This window comes from Streptomyces sp. CNT372, assembly GCF_000377145.1.
Window position 1 is genome coordinate 346,920 of record NZ_KB897778.1, and the last position, 17,786, is coordinate 364,705.

General features: G+C 72.8%; 15 protein-coding genes and 1 tRNA gene. 13 read left to right on the forward strand and 3 right to left on the reverse strand.

The annotated features are described in order from the left end of the window. Positions 1-64: 64 nt before the first annotated feature. The 8 genes from C593_RS0106870 (at position 65) to C593_RS33630 (ending at position 8,141) form a co-directional block, all read left to right on the forward strand. Positions 65-1,705 carry an acyl-CoA carboxylase subunit beta gene (locus tag C593_RS0106870; RefSeq protein ID WP_018846560.1) on the forward strand — a complete coding sequence of 547 codons (1,641 nt, stop codon included), beginning with the start codon at positions 65-67 and terminating at the stop codon, positions 1,703-1,705. A 263-nt stretch (positions 1,706-1,968) separates the two neighbouring features. Beyond that, on the forward strand, positions 1,969-3,237 hold the full coding sequence (locus C593_RS0106875; protein ID WP_018846561.1) for a beta-ketoacyl-[acyl-carrier-protein] synthase family protein: 1,269 nt from the start codon (positions 1,969-1,971) through the stop codon (positions 3,235-3,237). Next, complete coding sequence (locus C593_RS0106880) at positions 3,234-4,502, forward strand: ketosynthase chain-length factor (RefSeq protein ID WP_018846562.1); 1,269 nt, start codon at positions 3,234-3,236, stop codon at positions 4,500-4,502. Before C593_RS0106875 ends, C593_RS0106880 begins: the two co-directional genes overlap by 4 nt. A gap of 80 nt (positions 4,503-4,582) precedes the next feature. After that, entirely contained in the window at positions 4,583-4,864 is a 282-nt protein-coding gene (locus C593_RS0106885; protein WP_018846563.1) for an acyl carrier protein, read from the forward strand. A gap of 158 nt (positions 4,865-5,022) precedes the next feature. Further along, positions 5,023-6,813 carry an acyltransferase domain-containing protein gene (locus C593_RS33270; protein ID WP_018846564.1) on the forward strand — a complete coding sequence of 597 codons (1,791 nt, stop codon included), beginning with the start codon at positions 5,023-5,025 and terminating at the stop codon, positions 6,811-6,813. A 280-nt stretch (positions 6,814-7,093) separates the two neighbouring features. Next, the gene (locus tag C593_RS0106895) at positions 7,094-7,369 is read left to right on the forward strand and encodes a hypothetical protein (protein ID WP_018846565.1); all 276 of its coding nucleotides are present in this window, start codon (positions 7,094-7,096) and stop codon (positions 7,367-7,369) included. Further along, positions 7,366-7,734, forward strand: a complete 369-nt coding sequence (locus tag C593_RS33625) for a hypothetical protein (protein ID WP_486591082.1) — start codon at positions 7,366-7,368, stop codon at positions 7,732-7,734. Before C593_RS0106895 ends, C593_RS33625 begins: the two co-directional genes overlap by 4 nt. A gap of 80 nt (positions 7,735-7,814) precedes the next feature. Then, positions 7,815-8,141, forward strand: a complete 327-nt coding sequence (locus tag C593_RS33630; protein WP_486591083.1) for a hypothetical protein — start codon at positions 7,815-7,817, stop codon at positions 8,139-8,141. Positions 8,142-8,567: 426 nt separating this feature from the next. Here C593_RS33630 and C593_RS0106905 read toward each other — a convergent pair whose 3' ends face one another. The 3 genes from C593_RS0106905 to C593_RS0106915 form a co-directional block, all read right to left on the reverse strand. Beyond that, the gene (locus C593_RS0106905; RefSeq protein ID WP_018846566.1) at positions 8,568-9,026 is read right to left on the reverse strand and encodes a type II toxin-antitoxin system VapC family toxin; all 459 of its coding nucleotides are present in this window, start codon (positions 9,024-9,026) and stop codon (positions 8,568-8,570) included. Then, on the reverse strand, positions 9,016-9,285 hold the full coding sequence (locus C593_RS0106910; protein ID WP_026277431.1) for a prevent-host-death protein: 270 nt from the start codon (positions 9,283-9,285) through the stop codon (positions 9,016-9,018). The genes C593_RS0106905 and C593_RS0106910 overlap by 11 nt, the downstream gene beginning before the upstream one ends. Before the next feature lie 195 nt (positions 9,286-9,480). Next, a tRNA-Arg gene (locus C593_RS0106915) sits at positions 9,481-9,556 on the reverse strand. Between the two features lie 315 nt (positions 9,557-9,871). Between C593_RS0106915 and C593_RS0106920 the strand changes: the two genes are divergently transcribed. The 5 genes from C593_RS0106920 to ettA all read left to right on the forward strand — a co-directional run bounded on the left by C593_RS0106920 (position 9,872) and on the right by ettA (position 17,784). Continuing rightward, positions 9,872-11,596, forward strand: coding sequence for a GTPase domain-containing protein (locus C593_RS0106920; RefSeq protein WP_020610248.1), 1,725 nt, complete (start codon positions 9,872-9,874; stop codon positions 11,594-11,596). A 6-nt stretch (positions 11,597-11,602) separates the two neighbouring features. Continuing rightward, on the forward strand, positions 11,603-13,438 hold the full coding sequence (locus tag C593_RS0106925; RefSeq protein ID WP_018846569.1) for a YfjP family GTPase: 1,836 nt from the start codon (positions 11,603-11,605) through the stop codon (positions 13,436-13,438). 279 nt (positions 13,439-13,717) lie between these two features. Next, positions 13,718-14,176 (forward strand): single-stranded DNA-binding protein, encoded by a 459-nt coding sequence (locus tag C593_RS29030; protein ID WP_018846570.1) that lies wholly within the window; start codon positions 13,718-13,720, stop codon positions 14,174-14,176. A 346-nt stretch (positions 14,177-14,522) separates the two neighbouring features. After that, the gene (locus tag C593_RS0106935) at positions 14,523-15,881 is read left to right on the forward strand and encodes a Cys-Gln thioester bond-forming surface protein (protein ID WP_018846571.1); all 1,359 of its coding nucleotides are present in this window, start codon (positions 14,523-14,525) and stop codon (positions 15,879-15,881) included. Positions 15,882-16,119: 238 nt separating this feature from the next. Then, complete coding sequence (ettA, locus tag C593_RS0106940; protein WP_018846572.1) at positions 16,120-17,784, forward strand: energy-dependent translational throttle protein EttA; 1,665 nt, start codon at positions 16,120-16,122, stop codon at positions 17,782-17,784. The last annotated feature ends 2 nt before the right edge of the window (positions 17,785-17,786 follow it).

Below are 17,786 nucleotides of genomic sequence, written 5' to 3' on the forward strand. Positions count from 1 at the left end.
GCCCGCGCCTCACGCGCCGGGCCCGGTCCAGTGGGTCTCTAGCCCGCGTTCCTACGTTCGGCCGATGACGATCCTCGACGACCGCACGGTCACCCCCCAGCCCCTGTCCGCCCCGCCCGCCACGCCCGCCCCCGCCACCCCGGCGCCGCTGCCGCCCGATCTGCGGCGCGCCACCGAGGAGTTGCGCCGGCTCAAGGAGGAGGTGGGCCGGGGCCCCGACCCCGCCGCCACCCGGCGGCAGCACGAGAAGAACAAGCTGACCGCCCACGAGCGCCTGCACCTCCTCTTCGACGAGGGCACGTTCACCGAGATCGAGCCCCTGCGCCGGCACCGCGCCACCGGCTTCGGCCTGGAGGACCGCAAGCCGCACGGCGACGGCGTCGTCATCGGCTGGGGCCTGGTCCACGGCCGGACCGTGTTCGCCTACGCGCACGACTTCCGGGTCTTCGCGGGCGCCCTCGGCGAGGCCCACGCGGCCAAGGTGCACAAGGTGATGGATCTCGCCGAGTCCGCCGGCGCCCCCCTCGTCAGCCTCAACGACGGCGCGGGCGCCCGTATCCAGGAGGGCGTCACCGCCCTCGCCGGCTACGGCGGCATCTTCCGCCGCAACGTCGCCGCCTCCGGCGTCATCCCGCAGATCAGCGTGATGCTCGGGCCCTGCGCGGGCGGCGCGGCCTACTCGCCCGCCCTCACCGACTACGTCTTCATGGTCCGCGACACCGCGCAGATGTTCATCACCGGCCCCGACGTCGTCCAGGCCGTCACCGGCGAGCGGATCACCCACAACGGCCTCGGCGGCGCCGACGTGCACGCCACCACCTCCGGCGTTTGCCACTTCGCCTACGACGACGAGGAGACCTGCCTGGAGGACGTGCGGTACCTGATCTCCCTGCTGCCGTCCAACAACCGGGAGATGCCCCCGGCCGCCCCCACCGCCGACCCGCCGGACCGCCGCACCGACGCCCTGCTGGAGCTGGTCCCCGCCGAACCGGGCCGCTCCTACGACATTCGCGCCGTGATCGAGGAGATCGTCGACGACGGCGAGCTGTTCGAGGTCCACGAGGGCTGGGCGCCCAACGTGGTCTGCGCCTTCGCCCGGCTCGACGGCCACACCGTCGGCATCGTCGCCAACCAGCCGGCCGCCCTCGCCGGGGTGCTCGACATCCAGGCGTCCGAGAAGGCCGCCCGCCACGTCTCCACCTGCGACGCCTTCAACATCCCGCTGATCACCCTGGTCGACGTGCCCGGCTTCCTGCCCGGCGTCGACCAGGAGCACGACGGCATCATCCGGCACGGCGCCAAGCTCCTGTACGCGTACTGCAACGCCACCGTCCCCCGCATCTCCCTGGTCCTGAGGAAGGCGTACGGCGGCGCGTACATCGTCATGGACTCCCGCTCCATCGGCGCCGACCTCTCCTTCGCCTGGCCCACCAACGAGATCGCCGTGATGGGCGCGGAGGGCGCGGCGAACGTCATCTTCCGCCGCGAGATCGCCGCCGCCGACGACCCCGAGGCCTTGCGCGAGCAGCGGATCAAGGAGTACCGGACCGAGCTGATGCACCCGTACTACGCGGCCGAACGCGGCCTCGTGGACGACGTCATCGACCCCGCCGACACCCGCCGTGTGCTGTGCGAGTCCCTCGCCGTCCTGCGCACCAAGCGGGCCGAGGTGCCCGCCCGCAAGCACGGCAACCTGCCCACGTGAGACGGCGTCGGGGCAGGTCCACGGCCGCGCGAGCGCAGATCGAGGGCGCACACGTTCCATGGCGGAACCGGCAACGGCGGCCCGTCACGAGCGGGCGGCCGACCGGTCCGGCCGGCCGGGGCGCGGAGGACGCGACCCTGAACCGCCCCGGCCGCCGTACCGATTCAGGAGTGACACGGACGAAGGGATCGACAGTGACCCCCACAGTTCCATCCGGCTGGTGCACCTCGCGGCACCCGGCCCCGTCGAAGGTCAGGTAGGTCATGCGCAGAGTCGCCATCACCGGACTGGGAGTCGTGGCCCCCGGCGGGGTCGGGGTCAAGGAGTACTGGGACCTGCTCACCGCGGGCCGGACCGCCACCCGCACGATCAGCTTCTACGACCCCTCGCCGTTCCGTTCCCGGGTCGCCGCCGAGTGCGACTTCGACCCGGCCGCCGCGGGACTGAGCCAGCAGGAGATCCGCCGGCTCGACCGGGCCGCCCAGTTCGCCGTGGTCTCCACCCGCGAGGCACTCGCCGACAGCGGCCTCGACGTCTCCGCCCTCGACCCGGGCCGCATCGGCACCTCACTGGGCAGCGCGGTCGGCTGCACCACCAGCCTGGAGCGCGAGTACGCCGTCGTCAGCGACGGCGGCCGCCTCTGGAACGTCGACCACACCTACGCGGTCCCCGAGCTGTACCGGCACTTCGTGCCCAGCTCCATGGCCGCCGAGGTCGGGCAGGCGGCGGGCGCCGAGGGACCGGCCGCGGTCGTCTCCACCGGCTGCACCTCCGGCCTGGACTCCCTCGGCCACGCCGTGGACCTGATCCGCGAGGGCACCGCCGACGTGATGATCGCCGGCGCCACCGAGGCCCCGATCTCGCCGATCACCTCGGCCTGCTTCGACGCCATCCACGCCACCACCCCGCGCAACGACACCCCGGAGAGCGCCTGCCGCCCGTTCGACCGGACCCGCAGCGGACTGGTCCTCGGGGAGGGCGCGGCGATCCTGGTCCTGGAGGAGCTGGAGAGCGCCCGCCGGCGCGGCGCGCACATCTACGCCGAGATCGCCGGCTTCGCCTCCCGCTGCAACGCCTTCCACATGACCGGCCTCAAGCCGGACGGCCGGGAGATGGCCGAGGCGATCGACGCCGCCATGGGCGAGGCCCGCCTCGCCCCGGACACCGTCGACTACATCAACGCCCACGGCTCCGGCACCAAGATGAACGACCGCCACGAGACCGGCGCGTTCAAGCGGAGCCTCGGCGACCACGCGTACCGGACGCCGGTCAGCTCCATCAAGTCGATGATCGGGCACTCGCTCGGCGCGATCGGCTCCCTGGAGATCGCGGCCTGCGCCCTGGCCATGGAGCACGGCGTTCTGCCGCCGACCGCCAACCTCCACGAGCCGGACCCCGAACTCGACCTGGACTACATCCCGTTGACCGCCCGCGAGAAGCAGACCGACGTGGTGCTGAGCGTCGGCAGCGGCTTCGGCGGCTTCCAGAGCGCCATGGTGCTCGCCCGACCGGAGAGGAGCACCGCCGCATGAGCAGCACCGCAGCCCCCGCCGCGTCCGCCGGCCCGGCCGCCGGGCCGCGCACCGCGACGACCGTCGTGACCGGCCTGGGCGTCACCGCGCCCAACGGCCTGGGCACCGAGGCGTACTGGAAGGCCACCCTGGCCGGCGAGTCCGCGATCGGCCCGGTCACCCGCTTCGACGCCACGCAGTACCCCGCCCGGCTCGCGGGGGAGGTGCGCGACTACGTGGCCGAGGAGCACATCCCCAGCCGGCTGATGCCCCAGACCGACCACATGACCCGGCTCGCCCTCACTGCCGCCGACTGGGCCCTGAAGGACGCCGGGATCGACACCGAGGAACTCCCCGAGTACGGGATCGGCGTGGTCACCTCCGCCTCCGGAGGTGCCGTCGAGTTCGGCCAGCGCGAGCTGCAGAACCTGTGGAGCAAGGGCAAGGAGTACGTCAGCGCGTACCAGTCCTTCGCCTGGTTCTACGCCGTCAACACCGGCCAGATCTCCATCCGGCACAAGCTGCGCGGCCCCAGCGGGGTGCTGCTCACCGAGCAGGCGGGCGGCATCGACTCCGTCGGCCAGGCCCGCCGCCACATCCGCAAGGGCTTCCCCGTCGTCATCACCGGCGGCGTGGACGCGGCGATCTGCCCCTGGGGCTGGGTCCCGCAGCTCGCGTCCGGCCTGATGAGCACGGTCGACGACCCGGCCCGCGCCTACCTGCCGTTCTCGGCCGAGGCGAGCGGGTACGTGCCCGGCGAGGGGGGCGCGATCCTGGTCACCGAGGACGCGGACTCCGCCCGGAAGCGGGGTGTCGCCCAGGTCTACGGCGAGATCGCCGGCTACGCGGCCACCCTGGACCCGGCTCCCGGCGGTGGACGCCCCACGGCTCTGCGCAGGGCCGTCGACAACGCCCTCGCGGACGCGGGGCTCACCCCGGGCGACATCGACGTGGTCTTCGCGGACGCGGCCGGTGTGCCCGAGGCGGACCGGGCCGAGGCCCAGGCCCTGGCCGCGATCTTCGGGCCGCGCGCGGTGCCGGTGACCGCGCCGAAGACCATGACCGGCCGGCTGCTGGCCGGGGGCGCCGCCCTGGACGTGGCCACCGCGCTGCTGTCGCTGCGGGACGGCGTCGTCCCGCCGACGGCCAACGTCGGCGCGGCGGACCCGGGCCACGCGATCGACCTGGTCACCGAGGCGCGGGAGGCGCGGCTGCGCAACGCGCTGGTGCTGGCGCGGGGGCACGGGGGCTTCAACGCGGCCCTGGTCGTGCGCCGCGCGTCCTGACCGGCCCCCCGTACCCACCCCCCATGAACCGAGTGCACGTTCCGACCCTTCCGACCCTTCCGACCGAGAGGACGCCCACCATGAGCGCCACCACCGAGACCACCACCACCGTCACCCTCGCCGACCTCACCCGGATGCTCCGCGAGAGCGCCGGCGAGGAGGAGGGCGTCGACCTGGACGGCGACGTCATCGACACCCCGTTCATCGAGCTGGGTTACGACTCCCTCGCCCTGCTCCAGGTCATCGGCCAGATACAGCGCGAGTACGGCATCGAGATCCCGGACGACGCGGTGGTCGACGCCGAGACGCCGGGCGCGCTGCTCGCCCTGATCAACGCGGGCGACACCCCGGCCGCCGCCTGAGCCGCCCCCGACGCGGGCGCCCCGTCTGCCGTCCCCCCGTCAGCCGGGGCGTCCGCTCCCTCCAATATCCCCTTATATCCCCCCACAACCACCCCCACAGCACGTCCTCTTCCGTAACGCTCCGCTCCGTCTTCTTCCGTACCGCCGAGGAGGGAACCATGCCGCTCACGGAACACAGCGCGGTGGTCCGCAGGCTGGTCGTCAGCCCCGGCCCCGCGTCCCCGGACCGACCGCAGGGCCCGCACACCGCCGCCTCGCCCGCCGCGGTCTCGGCGGTGCTGCGCGCCTTCGGCCGCCCGCTCCGCGACCTTCCCGTCCGCACCGTCGTCTACATCGGCGCGACCCGCCAGGACCCGCCGCTCCCCGCCGAGCACGAGTCCTTCCCGGTCCGCTCCGCCGCCACGCCGGGCCGTGCCCTGCGCCTGGCCCACCGCGAACTCCTCGACGGCACGGCCGACTTCGCCCTGGTCGCCGGGTTCGGCGAGCCCGCCCCGGACACCATCACGGTGTACGCGCTCAAGCGCGCCGCCGAGGCCGTCGCGGACGGCGACCCGGTCCTCGGCGTCGTCGACCTCGCCGACTCCGGCGACCAGGACGCCACGCCCCCGCTGCGGCCCCTGCGCCACGGCCGGCGCGACACCGACCCCGACCGGCACCGGCTGCTGCTGTGGTCGGGCCGGGACGAGGCCGACGAGACCCGGGTCCGCGGCGAACTCCTGCCGCTCCTGGGCAGCCTGCACTGCGAGGCGTTCCCCTCGCTGCCGACGGCGGTCCCGTGCGGCGCGGCCCCCGGACCGGTCCGGGGCGCCGCCGTGGCCGTAGCCCGGCTCGCCGGGGGCACCGTCCACAAGGCCAAGCCGGTCACGTCCCCCCGGCCCCGCCCGGTCGCCCTCCTCTTCCCGGGCCAGGGCTCCCAGCACCACGCCATGGCGGCCGGCCTCTACGGGCGCGAGCCGGTCTTCACCGCGGCCGTCGACGCGGTGGTCTCCCACATGGGCCCCGAGGGCCCCGCGATCACCGCCGACTGGCTGACCGAGGCCGCCCCCGTCATCGACATCGACGACGTGCGCCGCGCCCAGCCGCTGCTGTTCGCGGTGGACTACGCCCTCGGCCGGATGGTCCTCAGCTGGGGCGTCCGCCCGGTCGCCCTGCTCGGCCACAGCGCCGGCGAACTCGTCGCCGCCGCCCTCGCCGGGGTGATGCCCCTGCCGGACGCGGTCCGGATGGTGATGGCCCGCGTCCGCGAGGCGGTGAGGATCCCGCCGGGCGGGATGCTCGCGGTCGCGGCGAGCGCGGAGGCCGTGCGGCCGTATCTGACCGCCGACGTGGCCGTGGCCGCCGTCAACGCCAACCAGCAGGTGATGCTGGCCGGTTCGGCCGAGCCGCTGACCGGGGTGGAGGCGGCCCTGCGGGCGGACGGCTTCACCGTGGTCACCGTCCCGGCGACCAGCCCCTTCCACTCCCCGGCGATGGCGCCCGCCTCCGACGCGCTGGAGGCGGAGTACGCGGGCATCCCGTTCCGCGAGCCGTCCCTGCCGCTGTACTCGGGCTACACGGGCGGCCTGATGCGCGCGGAGGACGCCCTCAGCCCCCGCTTCTGGGCCCGCCAGGTCACGGACACCGTCCATTTCCTGCCCGCCCTGGACGAACTCCTCGCGGCCGACGACGTCCTCCTGGTCGAGGCGGGCCCCCGCCAGACCCTGACGGCCTTCGCCCGCCGCCACCGCGCGGTCCGCCTCGGCGCGAGCGCGGCCCTCGCCCTCCTCCCGGCCCGCCCGGGCACCCGCGAGGCCGACCGCCAGTCCGTCCTCAACGCGGCCGCCCGCCTCTGGACCGAGGGCCACGCCCCGGACCCGGAAGCCCTCTCCCGCCTCTGGACCTGGTCCGCGGACCCGCCCCCGCCGGCATCCCCCACCCCGGCCCGCCCCCTCGCGACGACGGCGTCCTGACCGCCGGGCCCCCGCTCCGGCGCCGGAACGGACCGCGCACCGGAGCGGGGCCACGAGCACACGGTCCGGAGCGATGCGCTCAGCTGCGTGCCGGCAGCCGTCCACGAACGGGAGTCGTTCAGAGCGCTCGCTGCCGATTCCGGTCCCTGCTCGAGGGGCGAGCCTCGGTTGGCGACGGCGCGTGCCGTGGGCCGGAGGCAGAGCGTGTTCAGCAGCCGTGACGCCAGAAAATACGCACCCTGAGGTATTTGGGTACTATGGCAGCGGAGGTGCGTTGACCATGACGACGGCGGCGAAGCCGGTACGCCAGTCCCCGCTGAAGGTGGACCCGGCGACGGACAAGTTGATCAGCCAGGGCGCCCATTTTCTGGGGCTGACGAAGAAGGACCTGGTGGCCGAGGCGGTCCGGGCCTATCTGGAGCAGCGCCGTGAGGATCTGCGGTCCGGCATGGTGGAGGCGCTCAGCGTGCTGGACGGTTCGCTGAAATCGGACGTGATGATGCTGACCGGGCTGACCGCGGAGGAGATCGACGCGGTCGGGGGAATCGAGGAATGAGCGGACCCGGCCCGCTGCGCCCCGCCCGCCCGACGCTGCGCTGCTTACGCGAGGATTTGTGCCTCGCGGTGCCGCCGGTCACGGCGCCGCTGGACGAGATCGACCACCCGGTGCTGGCCAAGGCGTCCGAGCAGTTCGCGGACGAGGACCGCAAGCACGAACGCATCCGGGCCGTGGACGACCAGGTGCTGCTCAAGGTCAAGGTGCAGCGGTGGCGCGGCGCGGTGTGGCTGGACGCCGACCTGCCGTGGCTGGTGGCGGCGGGCCGGCGCGAGGACGGCTCGGGCGACGACTTCTACGCAGCCCTCGAGGCCGGTGCCGCACTGCCCGGGCGCGCTACAACGCGGAACATTCTGAGGGCCTGAAGACCGCGACGCACATCGCACACCTCCTGCCCTCGCGCGAGGACCACGTCCGGTACCGCGCCGAGGCAGGTGTCCGCTTCGTGTGCCGCCTGCGGGCGACGCTGCTGGACCTGGCGCACGCCACGCTGCGCGACGGCCGTGAGCACACGCGCGAGTTCGACACCTTCACCCTTGGTCTCCAGGTGCGGGCGGAAGACGGCCATGAGACCTACCTCGCCGTCCGGATCACCGGCTCCGTTCCGCCGAACCTGACCGTGCTGATCCTGCGCAACGTCCACGGCTGCGAGGCCGAGGGCTGGTACCCGGAATACGCTCTGCCCGAGCGGGATCTGCTCCCGGCCGAACAAGCGTGGTCCAACCTCATGGACCCCCGCGCGGCCGCCCAAGTGCTGGACGAGATGGGGTAGCCGTGCCGCCGTCGGCGCGAACTGCAACGCCGGTGCCGGGGTTGACCGCGATCGTGCGCGCCAAGGCGCTTGGTCCCACAGCCAAGTGCGTCCGGTAAGTGCATCCGGGCGTCAGGGAACCCCTCACGCGTTTCCGCTGGGAGAGGGTCTGTGCGCCCCCGGCAGGACTCGAACCTGCGGCCAAGCGCTTAGAAGGTGCTCGGGCCTGAGCGATGTGCTCATCTGCGTCAACGCAGGTTGCTCGCGAGCGAAAGTTGTCAAGGCGCTTGCTGTCACTTCCTGCGGCCATTGGCTGGAGTCCGCCCCGGCTCACGATGGCCCCGGAGGCGTAAGCATGGCTCCGCGGTACCCGGACGCGGGACCGCAGCGCTCGCCGACGTCGGGCGTTCGACAGCGCCCCGGCGTGGCGTTCGGTCAGACGCGGTGCTACCGGTCGTGCAGGATCTCGGGCCGCGTTACGGGCACGATGGTGATCAAGTCGTCGAGACCCTTGAAGTCGTCGGGGTTGGTGGTGAAGAGAGGGAGTTCCTCGGCTGCCGCGATGGCGGCGATCATCAGGTCGGCCACACGGCGACGGGGCTTGCGGCCTGCGGAAACGACGGCGGCGCAGATTCTGCCGTAGATACGGGCCGCCTCCACGTCGAAGGGGATGGGGTCGAATTCGTTCTCGGCGCGCTGGAGGACGTCCATGCGGCGGGCCCGCTCGGCGTGTTCGTCGTAGTCGCTCTGCTCGTCGCTGCCGCGTACCTGGTGGGGTCCTGCGGAGAGTTCCGCGAGGGTGATGGTGCTGATGGCCATCTCGGCGGGCAACTCGTCGGCGTCGATCCACTTGCGCAAGATCATGATGTTGGTGTCGAGCAGGCCCTGCTCGTGCTCAACGGGCATACGGGTCGTCCAACTCCTGCTCGACGACGGCGTCCTGGTCGTCGCGGAAGGCGTCCAGTGAGATGTCAGGGGCGGTGCGTGACATGGCCACGAACTCGGCACGGGGAACGAAGCGGCGACGGCGGCGGAGCGGGATCAGCTCGCCGACACGGTGCCCGTCGCGGGTGACCGTGAACGCCTGTCCCCCCTGGACGGCGTCCATGATCTCTTTGGACCGGGTGCGCAGATCGCGCTGAGTGATCTCCGGCTGCGCTGTCATGCTGTCCACGATAGCGAAGGTGTGCTACTTGGTGCTACATCGTGTTCCCGGCGTGGATTCGCTGACGAGGGGCGTTGTTGCAACGGTTCAGGGTTTGTCCGGGCCCGGCGTGGACAGGTGAAGGCGCTTGCTCACAGAGCGATGTGCATCCGGACATGAAAGAGCCCCTCACGCGTTTCCGCAGGTGAGAAGCAGTGGCGCCCCCGGCAGGACTCGAACCTGCGGCCAAGCGCTTAGAAGGCGCCTGCTCTATCCACTGAGCTACGGGGGCCGGTGACGGCCTGGTGGCCTGGAGCCCCCCTCGGGCGGTTCTGGACCATGCCGGGCACAAGGATAGGGCTCCGATCCCCTTGGCCCGGTTGCCTCACCTGCGTGGCACGATGTGGAGGTTCGGTGAAGCGAACCGATAATCGCAGGCATGGCGTGATTCGCGCATCGCTTTTGACCCCTCGCGCGGCGGGTGTTGTGCACTCGTTATGCCTGCGTCCCACTCGTCCCCTCTGTCCTGTCTGTCCGATCGGCGCGCAGAGATGCCCATACGCTTCAAAAAGGCTCCAAAATTGGGCATTCTTCGCTTGTGGTGACCTTGGATGCACGGCCTCAGCTCATCGACGCACTCTCCGCCCTGCGCGACCGTGTCGCCGCCGTGCGTCTGCCGCTCCCCCTGCTCGGCGCTTCACGGGCGCGGCAGACGCGTACGGAGCTGCTCGCGCAGCTCGACGACTATCTGGTTCCGCGGCTCAAGGAACCGGAGGCGCCCCTGCTCGCCGTCATCGGCGGCTCGACCGGCGCGGGCAAGTCCACGCTCGTCAACTCCCTTGTCGGCAGGCGGGTCAGCGAGGCCGGGGTACTCCGGCCCACGACCCGTACACCCGTGCTCGTCTGCCACCCGGACGACCACCACTGGTTCGCCGGGATCCGGGTGCTGCCCCAGCTGACGCGGGTCTGGATGCCGCCGCGGGACGAGACCGGCGAGGACGACGACCCGACGGCCGCACGGGGCCACGCCGCACGGGGGCACGCCGCGCGGGCGAAGAGCGCCACCGGGGTGGGCGCGCGGCCGGTGGCGGCGCCCGGCCCGCAAGACACCGCCCGCCCCGGCCGGGCGACCCCCGGTGCCCCCGCCGGTGAGACGTTCCTGCGGATCGAGACCGCCGCCGGCCTCCCTCGCGGCCTCGCCCTTCTCGACGCCCCCGACATCGACTCCCTCGTGGTCGAGAACCGCGTCCTCGCCGCCGAGTTGATCTGCGCAGCCGACGTCTGGGTGATGGTCACGACCGCCTCCCGCTACGCCGACGCCGTCCCCTGGCACCTGCTGCGCACCGCCAAGGAGTACCAGGCCACGCTGGTCACCGTGCTCGACCGGGTGCCCCACCAGCTCGTCGACGAGGTGTCACGTCAGTACGCGGCGCTGCTCACCAAGGCCGGGCTCGGGCACGTCCCCCGGTTCACCGTCCCCGAACTGCCCGAGTCCGCGGGGGGCGGCAACGGGCTGCTGCCCACCACCGCCGTCGCTCCGCTGCTCGCCTGGCTCGCCCACCGCGCCCAGGACCCGGCCGCCCGCCAGCAGGCCCTCGGGCGTACCGCGAGCGGCGTCCTCGACTCCCTCCGGTCCCGGATGCCCGAACTGGCGAGCGCCGTCGCCGCCCAGCACGCCGCCGCCGTACGGCTCACGGGCGCCGTGGAGGAGGCGTACGAGGCGCAGCGGACCCGGGTCCGGAACCGGCTGCGCGCCGGGGCCGTCCTCGCGGGCGACGCGCGTACCCGCTGGCGCGGCCACCCCCGAGACAGCACCGCGGGCGAACTCCTGGACGCCCTGGTGGCGAGCCTGTCCGCGCTGCTCCAGTGCGCGGTGGACGCCGCCGACGAGCAGGTCCGCCAGGTCTGGGGACGCGAGCCCGCCTCCGCCGCCCTCGCCGGGCAGGGGCGGGGCGACCTGGAGAGCGCCGAGCGCATCGGAATCGCCGTCCGGCGCTGGCGGCGGGTCCTGGAGGAGCTGGCGGAGGAGGAGGTGCGGGGCATGGAGCGCAACGCGGCCCCCGACCCGGAGACCGTCGCCGCCCTCCTCGCGACCGCCCTCCTCGGCGGCCGGCGCGCCCGCGGCGCGGGGGAGCGGCTGGCCGAACGCATCGGAGCCCAGGGCGCGCTGCGCCTGCGGGACAAGGGCGGTGAGCTGGTCACCGCGACCATCGACGAGGTGCTGCACAGCGAACGGGACCGCAGGCTCGCCCCCCTCGACGCCCTTGAGGTGACGCCCGAGCCGCAGGCCGAGCTGATCGCCGCCCTGTCCCTACTGCAGAAGGAGAGGTGAGCGCGGGTGACCGCCATCACCGACGACCAGAACGAGACCGGTGACCGCTGGGACGACGGGGTGATCGCCCGCAGGGCCGAGGCGAAGAACGGGCCCGGGGACTTCACCGGCCCGGACAGCGGGGACGACGCCGACGGCACCGGCGACGACGCGGGCACCGACGCGGACCGGGACGCGGACGCCCGAGCCGCCGAGGACGCGTACGGCGGCCCCCTGCGGCACCGGCTGGACGCCCTGCGCGACCTCCTCGGGCTCTCCCAGGCCCGGCTCGACGGCCGGACCCTCGCGGAGGCGGGCCGGGTCCTCGACGAGGCGGCCACCCGCCGCCGCCTCTCCTCGCGCCACACCGTCGTCGCCGTGGCCGGAGCGACCGGCAGCGGCAAGTCCGCCCTCTTCAACGCCCTCGCCGGGGTGCGCATCTCCGAGACGGGCCTGCGCCGGCCGACCACCTCGGCACCCATCGCCTGCACGTGGTCGGAGGGCGCGGCCGGGCTGCTGGACCGGCTCGCGGTGCCGGGGCGGCTGCGCCGCAGGCCGCTCGCGGGCGGCGACGGCGACGAGCAGCTCCAGGGGCTGGTCCTGATCGACCTGCCCGACCACGACTCGGCCGTCGTCCGCCACCGGGAGCAGGTCGACCGGGTGCTCGCCCTGGTCGACGCGGTCATCTGGGTGGTGGACCCGGAGAAGTACGCCGACGCCGCCCTGCACGAGCGCTATCTGCGGCCGCTGGCGGGCCACGCGGAGGTCACCTTCGTGGTGCTCAACCAGATCGACCGGCTGCCCGGCGAGGCCGCCGACCAGGTCCTCGACGACCTGCGCCGGCTCCTCGACGAGGACGGCATGGCGCTGGGGGAGCACGGCGAGCCGGGCGCCACGGTGCTGCCGGTCTCCGCGCTGACCGGCGAAGGGGTCCCCGAACTGCGCGAGATGCTGGGCGCCTTCGTCCAGGAGCGGGACGCCGCGGCCCGCCGCCTCTCCGCCGACGTCGACGCGGCCGCGCGGCGGCTGCGCCCGGTGTACGTGGCGGAGGGCCGGACCGGGCTCGACGAGCGGGCCCGCCAGGACTTCTCCGCCCGGCTCGCGGACGCGGTCGGCGCGACGGCGTCCGGGGAGGCGGCGGAACGCGAGTGGCGCCGGAACGCCGGGCGGGCCTGCGGTACCCCGTGGCTGCGGCTGTGGCGCTGGTACGAGCGCTCCCGGATGCCCGGGGCGGCCTCCCTCCAGCCGCCGCCGCCCGCCGAGGACGAACTCACCGCCCGGCAGCGGGTGGAGCAGGCGGTTCGCACGGTCGCCGACGAGGCGGCGAGCGGGCTGCCGGCGCCGTGGGCGCAGGCCGTGCGGGAGGCCGCGGTCCGGGGTGCGGAAGGGCTTCCGGAGGCCCTGGACGAACTGGCGGTGCGCGAGGCCGCGGCGGTCGGCGGGCGTCCGCAGCGCCCCAGGTGGTGGCCGGCGGCCGTGCTGGCGCAGGTGGCGATGACCCTCCTTCAGATCTTCGGCGGGCTGTGGCTCGTGGGGCAGATCGTCGGGGTGCTGGAGCCCGGGCTGCTGCCGCCGGTGCTGGTGATGCTGGCCGGGATCATCGGCGGTCCGTTCGTCGAATGGGCCTGCGCGGCGGCTTCGCGGGGGCCCGCCCGGCGCTACGGGCAGGACGTGCGGCGCCGGCTCCACGAGGCGGCCGCGGACTGCGGGCGGGCCCGGGTGCTGGACCCGGTCTCGGCGGAACTCATGCGCTACCGCGAGGTGCGCGAGCGGTACTCGGCGGTCTCGGGCGCGGGCCGGACGGGCGGTACCGGTGGGTCCGGGGCGGGCGGCCGGGGCAGGGTCCCCAGCCGGGTCGGGTGAGCCGGGTGGGGTGAGCCGGGCCGGGTTCGGGGCGGCGGGGACGGCTCCGCAGCCGGGCCGGGGTGACCGGGCCGAGTGGACCGGGCCGGGGGGCAAGGCGAGGTACCCGCCGGGCCACCGGATCGGGTGAGGGAGTTGTCCACAGTGCCGGGGTCTTCCACAGGCCCAGGCACGGCCGTACGCCCCGCGCCAGGATGGATTCCGGCACCGCGGCCGCCCCGCCCGCAAGGGGCGTCCCGCCGCGGTCCGTTGGGTCCGACGCACGGGGAGGCACGGAAGATGAACGACACCTTGGTGACGGTGGTGGGGAATGTCGCCACGAATGTGGAGTACCGGGAAACCGCCGCCGGGGGTATGGCGCGATTCCGTTTCGCGGTGCCCCAACGGCGCTGGGACCGGCGCAGTGGCAACTGGACGGACGGGCCGACGAGCTTCTACACGGTGTTCGCCTGGCGTTCGCTGGCGCTGAATCTGTCCGGTTCCGTTTCGGTCGGCGAGCCGCTCGTGGTGCACGGCAGGCTGAAAGTCCGTGAGGAGGAGACGGACGGCGGGCGGCGTACTTTCGTGGACATCGACGCCGTGGCGGCCGGCCACGACCTGACCCGGGGGACGGCGGCGTTCCGGCGTGTGACGAGGGGTGATCCCAGCGTGACCGCCGGTCGGGCGGGTGCGGGGGAGGGGCCCGCGGCGGGTTCCGGGAAGGTCCCGGGGAGGGAGTCGGCGCCCGCCGCCAACTGAGGGGCGAGCGTGTTGATTTGTCGACCTGGTTTGTGAAAATCGGACGGATGGGGAAAGTCCGGTCGCCGGGGATAACGATTCCGATTCGGAATGCTTGTGTGAGGGCGGGACGGGGGCCCGGGCCGCATTCCGTCCATAGGATTCCCGCGTGCTCACGGGGCACTTGAGACTGCTGGCGAGACTCTCCCACCACGCATCACGTGTGAGCGCATCCGCGCGTATCCATGCGAAGTCTCGCCCGGAGGGGAATTCTGTGTTTGCTCTTTTCTCTGCGTCCGCCACGACCGGGCGGCGCACCGCCGGCCGGCGGATAGCCGCCGCGGCCGCCACGGCCGGACTGCTGGCCATGGGCACTCTCGCCGGTGCGGGTAACGCCGCCGCCGACGAGCCCATCCAGCACCAGGGGGGCGCCGTCGCCACCCTGGACGGGCTGAAGACCTACGACTCGGCCCGCCTGGACCTCGGCAACGGCAAGACCAAGAAGATCGCCGCGGGTCTGTTCGAGATGAGTGTCGAGGGCGGAGGTCTGCTGAAGACCTACTGCATCGACATCCACAACCCGACCCAGGACAAGGCGAAGTACCTGGAGACCCCCTGGGCCCAGACCTCGCTCGGCGCCAACGAGAACGCCGGGAAGATCCTCTGGATCCTCCAGAACTCGTACCCGCAGGTCGACGACCTCGCGGCGCTGGCCCAGAAGGCGGGCGCCAAGCGCCTGACCGCCGAGACGGCCGCCGCCGGCACCCAGGTCGCCATCTGGCGCTTCTCGGACTCGGCGAAGGTCGAGGCCAAGAACCCGCAGGCGGAGAAGCTCGCCGACTGGCTGGAGTCCCAGGCCCAGAACCTCCAGGAGCCGAAGACCTCGCTGACGCTGGAGCCCAACGCGGTCTCCGGCAAGGCGGGCAGCAAGCTCGGCCCGGTCACCGTGCGCACCAACGCCGGCCAGGTCTCCGTCGCCGCCCCGGCCGCCGCGGCCGCCGGCGTCAAGGTGACCGACAAGGACGGCAAGGAGGTCAGCTCGGCGACCGACGGCACCGAGCTGTACTTCGACGTCCCGGAGGGCACCGCCGACGGTTCGGCCGCCCTGTCGGTCGAGGCCACCACCTCGGTCCCGGTCGGCCGCGCCTTCGCCAGCGCCAGCAAGAGCCAGACGCAGATCCTCGCCGGCTCCAGCGACTCCACGGTCACGGCCAACGCGACCGCGAACTGGGCCACCAAGGGCGCCATCCCGTCGGTCACGGCGGAGAAGAACTGCGCCAAGGGCGGCGTCGACGTCACGGCGGGCAACGAGGGCGACAGCCCGTTCACCTTCGAGCTCGCGGGCGTCAAGCACACCATCGGTGCGGGCGAGTCCAAGACGGTGACCGTCCCGGTCGCCGAGGACCAGGCGTACGACTTCACCATCACCGGTCCGAACGGCTTCTCGGAGCGCTTCCAGGGTGTCCTCGACTGCAAGACGCAGGGCACCCCGGCGCCGGAGACCCCGGACGAGGAGGAGACCCCCTCCTCCGAGCCGAGCCCGGCCACGGCCGGCGGCTCCTCCGAGGGCACGACCGAGGGCACGACCGGTGGCGAGGGCGACCTCGCGGCCACCGGTGGCTCCAGCGCGACGCCGATGATCGCGGGCATCGCGGTGGTCCTCGTCGTCGCGGGCGGCGCGGCGATGTTCATCCTGCGCAAGAAGAAGGCGGTCGCCGGAGAGTGACCGGCCGCTGACACGGCGGACGGGCCCGGTACGCGCACCGCGTACCGGGCCCGTCCCTGTTCCCGGGGCGTTTGCGGTGCCCGCCGCCGGGGCCGCGCGCAGCCCCCGGTCCGGCCCCGGCACGGCGACCCCCGTCCGGGGCCGTGGCCCGGTCGTGGTACCCGCGGTTTTCACCCAGGCCGCGCCGTACGGCAAGATGGGTGTATCTGCCCACCCACTGCTTGCCGGACGGTTTCTCTTGGCTGAGTACATCTACACGATGCGCAAGACGCGCAAGGCGCACGGCGACAAGGTCATCCTCGATGACGTGACGCTGAGCTTCCTGCCCGGTGCGAAGATCGGTGTGGTCGGCCCCAACGGCGCCGGTAAGTCCACCGTGCTCAAGATCATGGCCGGCCTGGAGCAGCCGTCCAACGGCGACGCCTTCCTGTCGCCCGGCTACACGGTCGGCATCCTCCTCCAGGAGCCCCCGCTCGACGAGGACAAGACCGTCCTGGAGAACGTCCAGCTCGGCGTCGCCGAGGTCAAGGGCAAGCTCGACCGGTTCAACGCCATCGCCGAGGAGATGGCCACGAACTACACGGACGAGCTGATGGAGGAGATGGGCAAGCTCCAGGAGGAGCTGGACCACGCGAACGCCTGGGACCTGGACGCGCAGCTGGAGCAGGCGATGGACGCCCTCGGGTGCCCGCCCGCCGACTGGCCCGTCACCAACCTCTCCGGTGGTGAGAAGCGCCGCGTCGCCCTCTGCAAGCTGCTGCTGGAGGCGCCCGACCTGCTCCTCCTCGACGAGCCCACCAACCACCTGGACGCGGAGTCCGTCCAGTGGCTGGAGGCCCACCTCGCCAAGTACGCCGGCACCGTCGTCGCCATCACCCACGACCGGTACTTCCTCGACAACGTGGCCGAGTGGATCCTGGAGCTCGACCGCGGCCGCGCCCACCCCTACGAGGGCAACTACTCCACCTACCTGGAGAACAAGGCCGCGCGCCTCAAGGTCGAGGGCCAGAAGGACGCCAAGCGCCAGAAGCGCCTCAAGGACGAACTGGAGTGGGTCCGCTCCAACGCCAAGGGCCGTCAGGCCAAGTCCAAGGCCCGTCTCGCCCGTTACGAGGAGATGGCGGCCGAGGCCGACAAGATGCGGAAGCTGGACTTCGAGGAGATCCAGATCCCGCCGGGCCCGCGCCTGGGCTCCGTGGTCGTCGAGGTGAACAACCTCTCCAAAGCGTTCGGCGACAAGGTCCTCATCGACGACCTGTCCTTCACCCTGCCGCGTAACGGCATCGTCGGCGTCATCGGCCCGAACGGCGCCGGCAAGACCACCCTGTTCAAGATGATCCAGGGCCTGGAGACGCCGGACTCCGGCAGCATCAAGGTCGGCGAGACCGTCAAGATCTCCTACGTCGACCAGAGCCGCGCCAACATCGACCCGAAGAAGACGCTGTGGGCCGTCGTCTCCGACGAGCTGGACTACATCAACGTCGGCCAGGTCGAGATGCCGTCCCGCGCGTACGTCAGCGCCTTCGGCTTCAAGGGCCCGGACCAGCAGAAGCCGGCCGGCGTGCTGTCCGGCGGTGAGCGCAACCGCCTCAACCTGGCGCTCACCCTCAAGCAGGGCGGCAACCTGCTGCTCCTCGACGAGCCGACCAACGACCTCGACGTCGAGACCCTGTCCTCCCTGGAGAACGCGCTCCTCGACTTCCCCGGCGCGGCGGTGGTCGTCTCCCACGACCGCTGGTTCCTCGACCGGGTCGCCACGCACATCCTGGCGTACGAGGGCGAGTCCAAGTGGTTCTGGTTCGAGGGCAACTTCGAGTCCTACGAGAAGAACAAGATCGAGCGGCTCGGCCCGGACGCGGCGCGTCCGCACCGCGCCACCTACAAGAAGCTCACCCGGGGCTGAGC

What these genes read in the sequence shown, in the direction of transcription:
- C593_RS0106910 (WP_026277431.1), bottom strand. Translation starts at nt 9,285, where the DNA reads ATGACAGCGCAGCCGGAGATCACTCAGCGCGATCTGCGCACCCGGTCC.
- C593_RS0106880 (WP_018846562.1), top strand. Translation starts at nt 3,234, where the DNA reads ATGAGCAGCACCGCAGCCCCCGCCGCGTCCGCCGGCCCGGCCGCCGGG.
- C593_RS0106905 (WP_018846566.1), bottom strand. Translation starts at nt 9,026, where the DNA reads ATGCCCGTTGAGCACGAGCAGGGCCTGCTCGACACCAACATCATGATC.
- C593_RS29030 (WP_018846570.1), top strand. Translation starts at nt 13,718, where the DNA reads ATGAACGACACCTTGGTGACGGTGGTGGGGAATGTCGCCACGAATGTG.
- C593_RS33270 (WP_018846564.1), top strand. Translation starts at nt 5,023, where the DNA reads ATGCCGCTCACGGAACACAGCGCGGTGGTCCGCAGGCTGGTCGTCAGC.
- C593_RS33625 (WP_486591082.1), top strand. Translation starts at nt 7,366, where the DNA reads ATGAGCGGACCCGGCCCGCTGCGCCCCGCCCGCCCGACGCTGCGCTGC.
- C593_RS0106870 (WP_018846560.1), top strand. Translation starts at nt 65, where the DNA reads ATGACGATCCTCGACGACCGCACGGTCACCCCCCAGCCCCTGTCCGCC.
- C593_RS0106935 (WP_018846571.1), top strand. Translation starts at nt 14,523, where the DNA reads ATGGGCACTCTCGCCGGTGCGGGTAACGCCGCCGCCGACGAGCCCATC.
- C593_RS0106895 (WP_018846565.1), top strand. Translation starts at nt 7,094, where the DNA reads ATGACGACGGCGGCGAAGCCGGTACGCCAGTCCCCGCTGAAGGTGGAC.
- C593_RS0106875 (WP_018846561.1), top strand. Translation starts at nt 1,969, where the DNA reads ATGCGCAGAGTCGCCATCACCGGACTGGGAGTCGTGGCCCCCGGCGGG.
- C593_RS0106885 (WP_018846563.1), top strand. Translation starts at nt 4,583, where the DNA reads ATGAGCGCCACCACCGAGACCACCACCACCGTCACCCTCGCCGACCTC.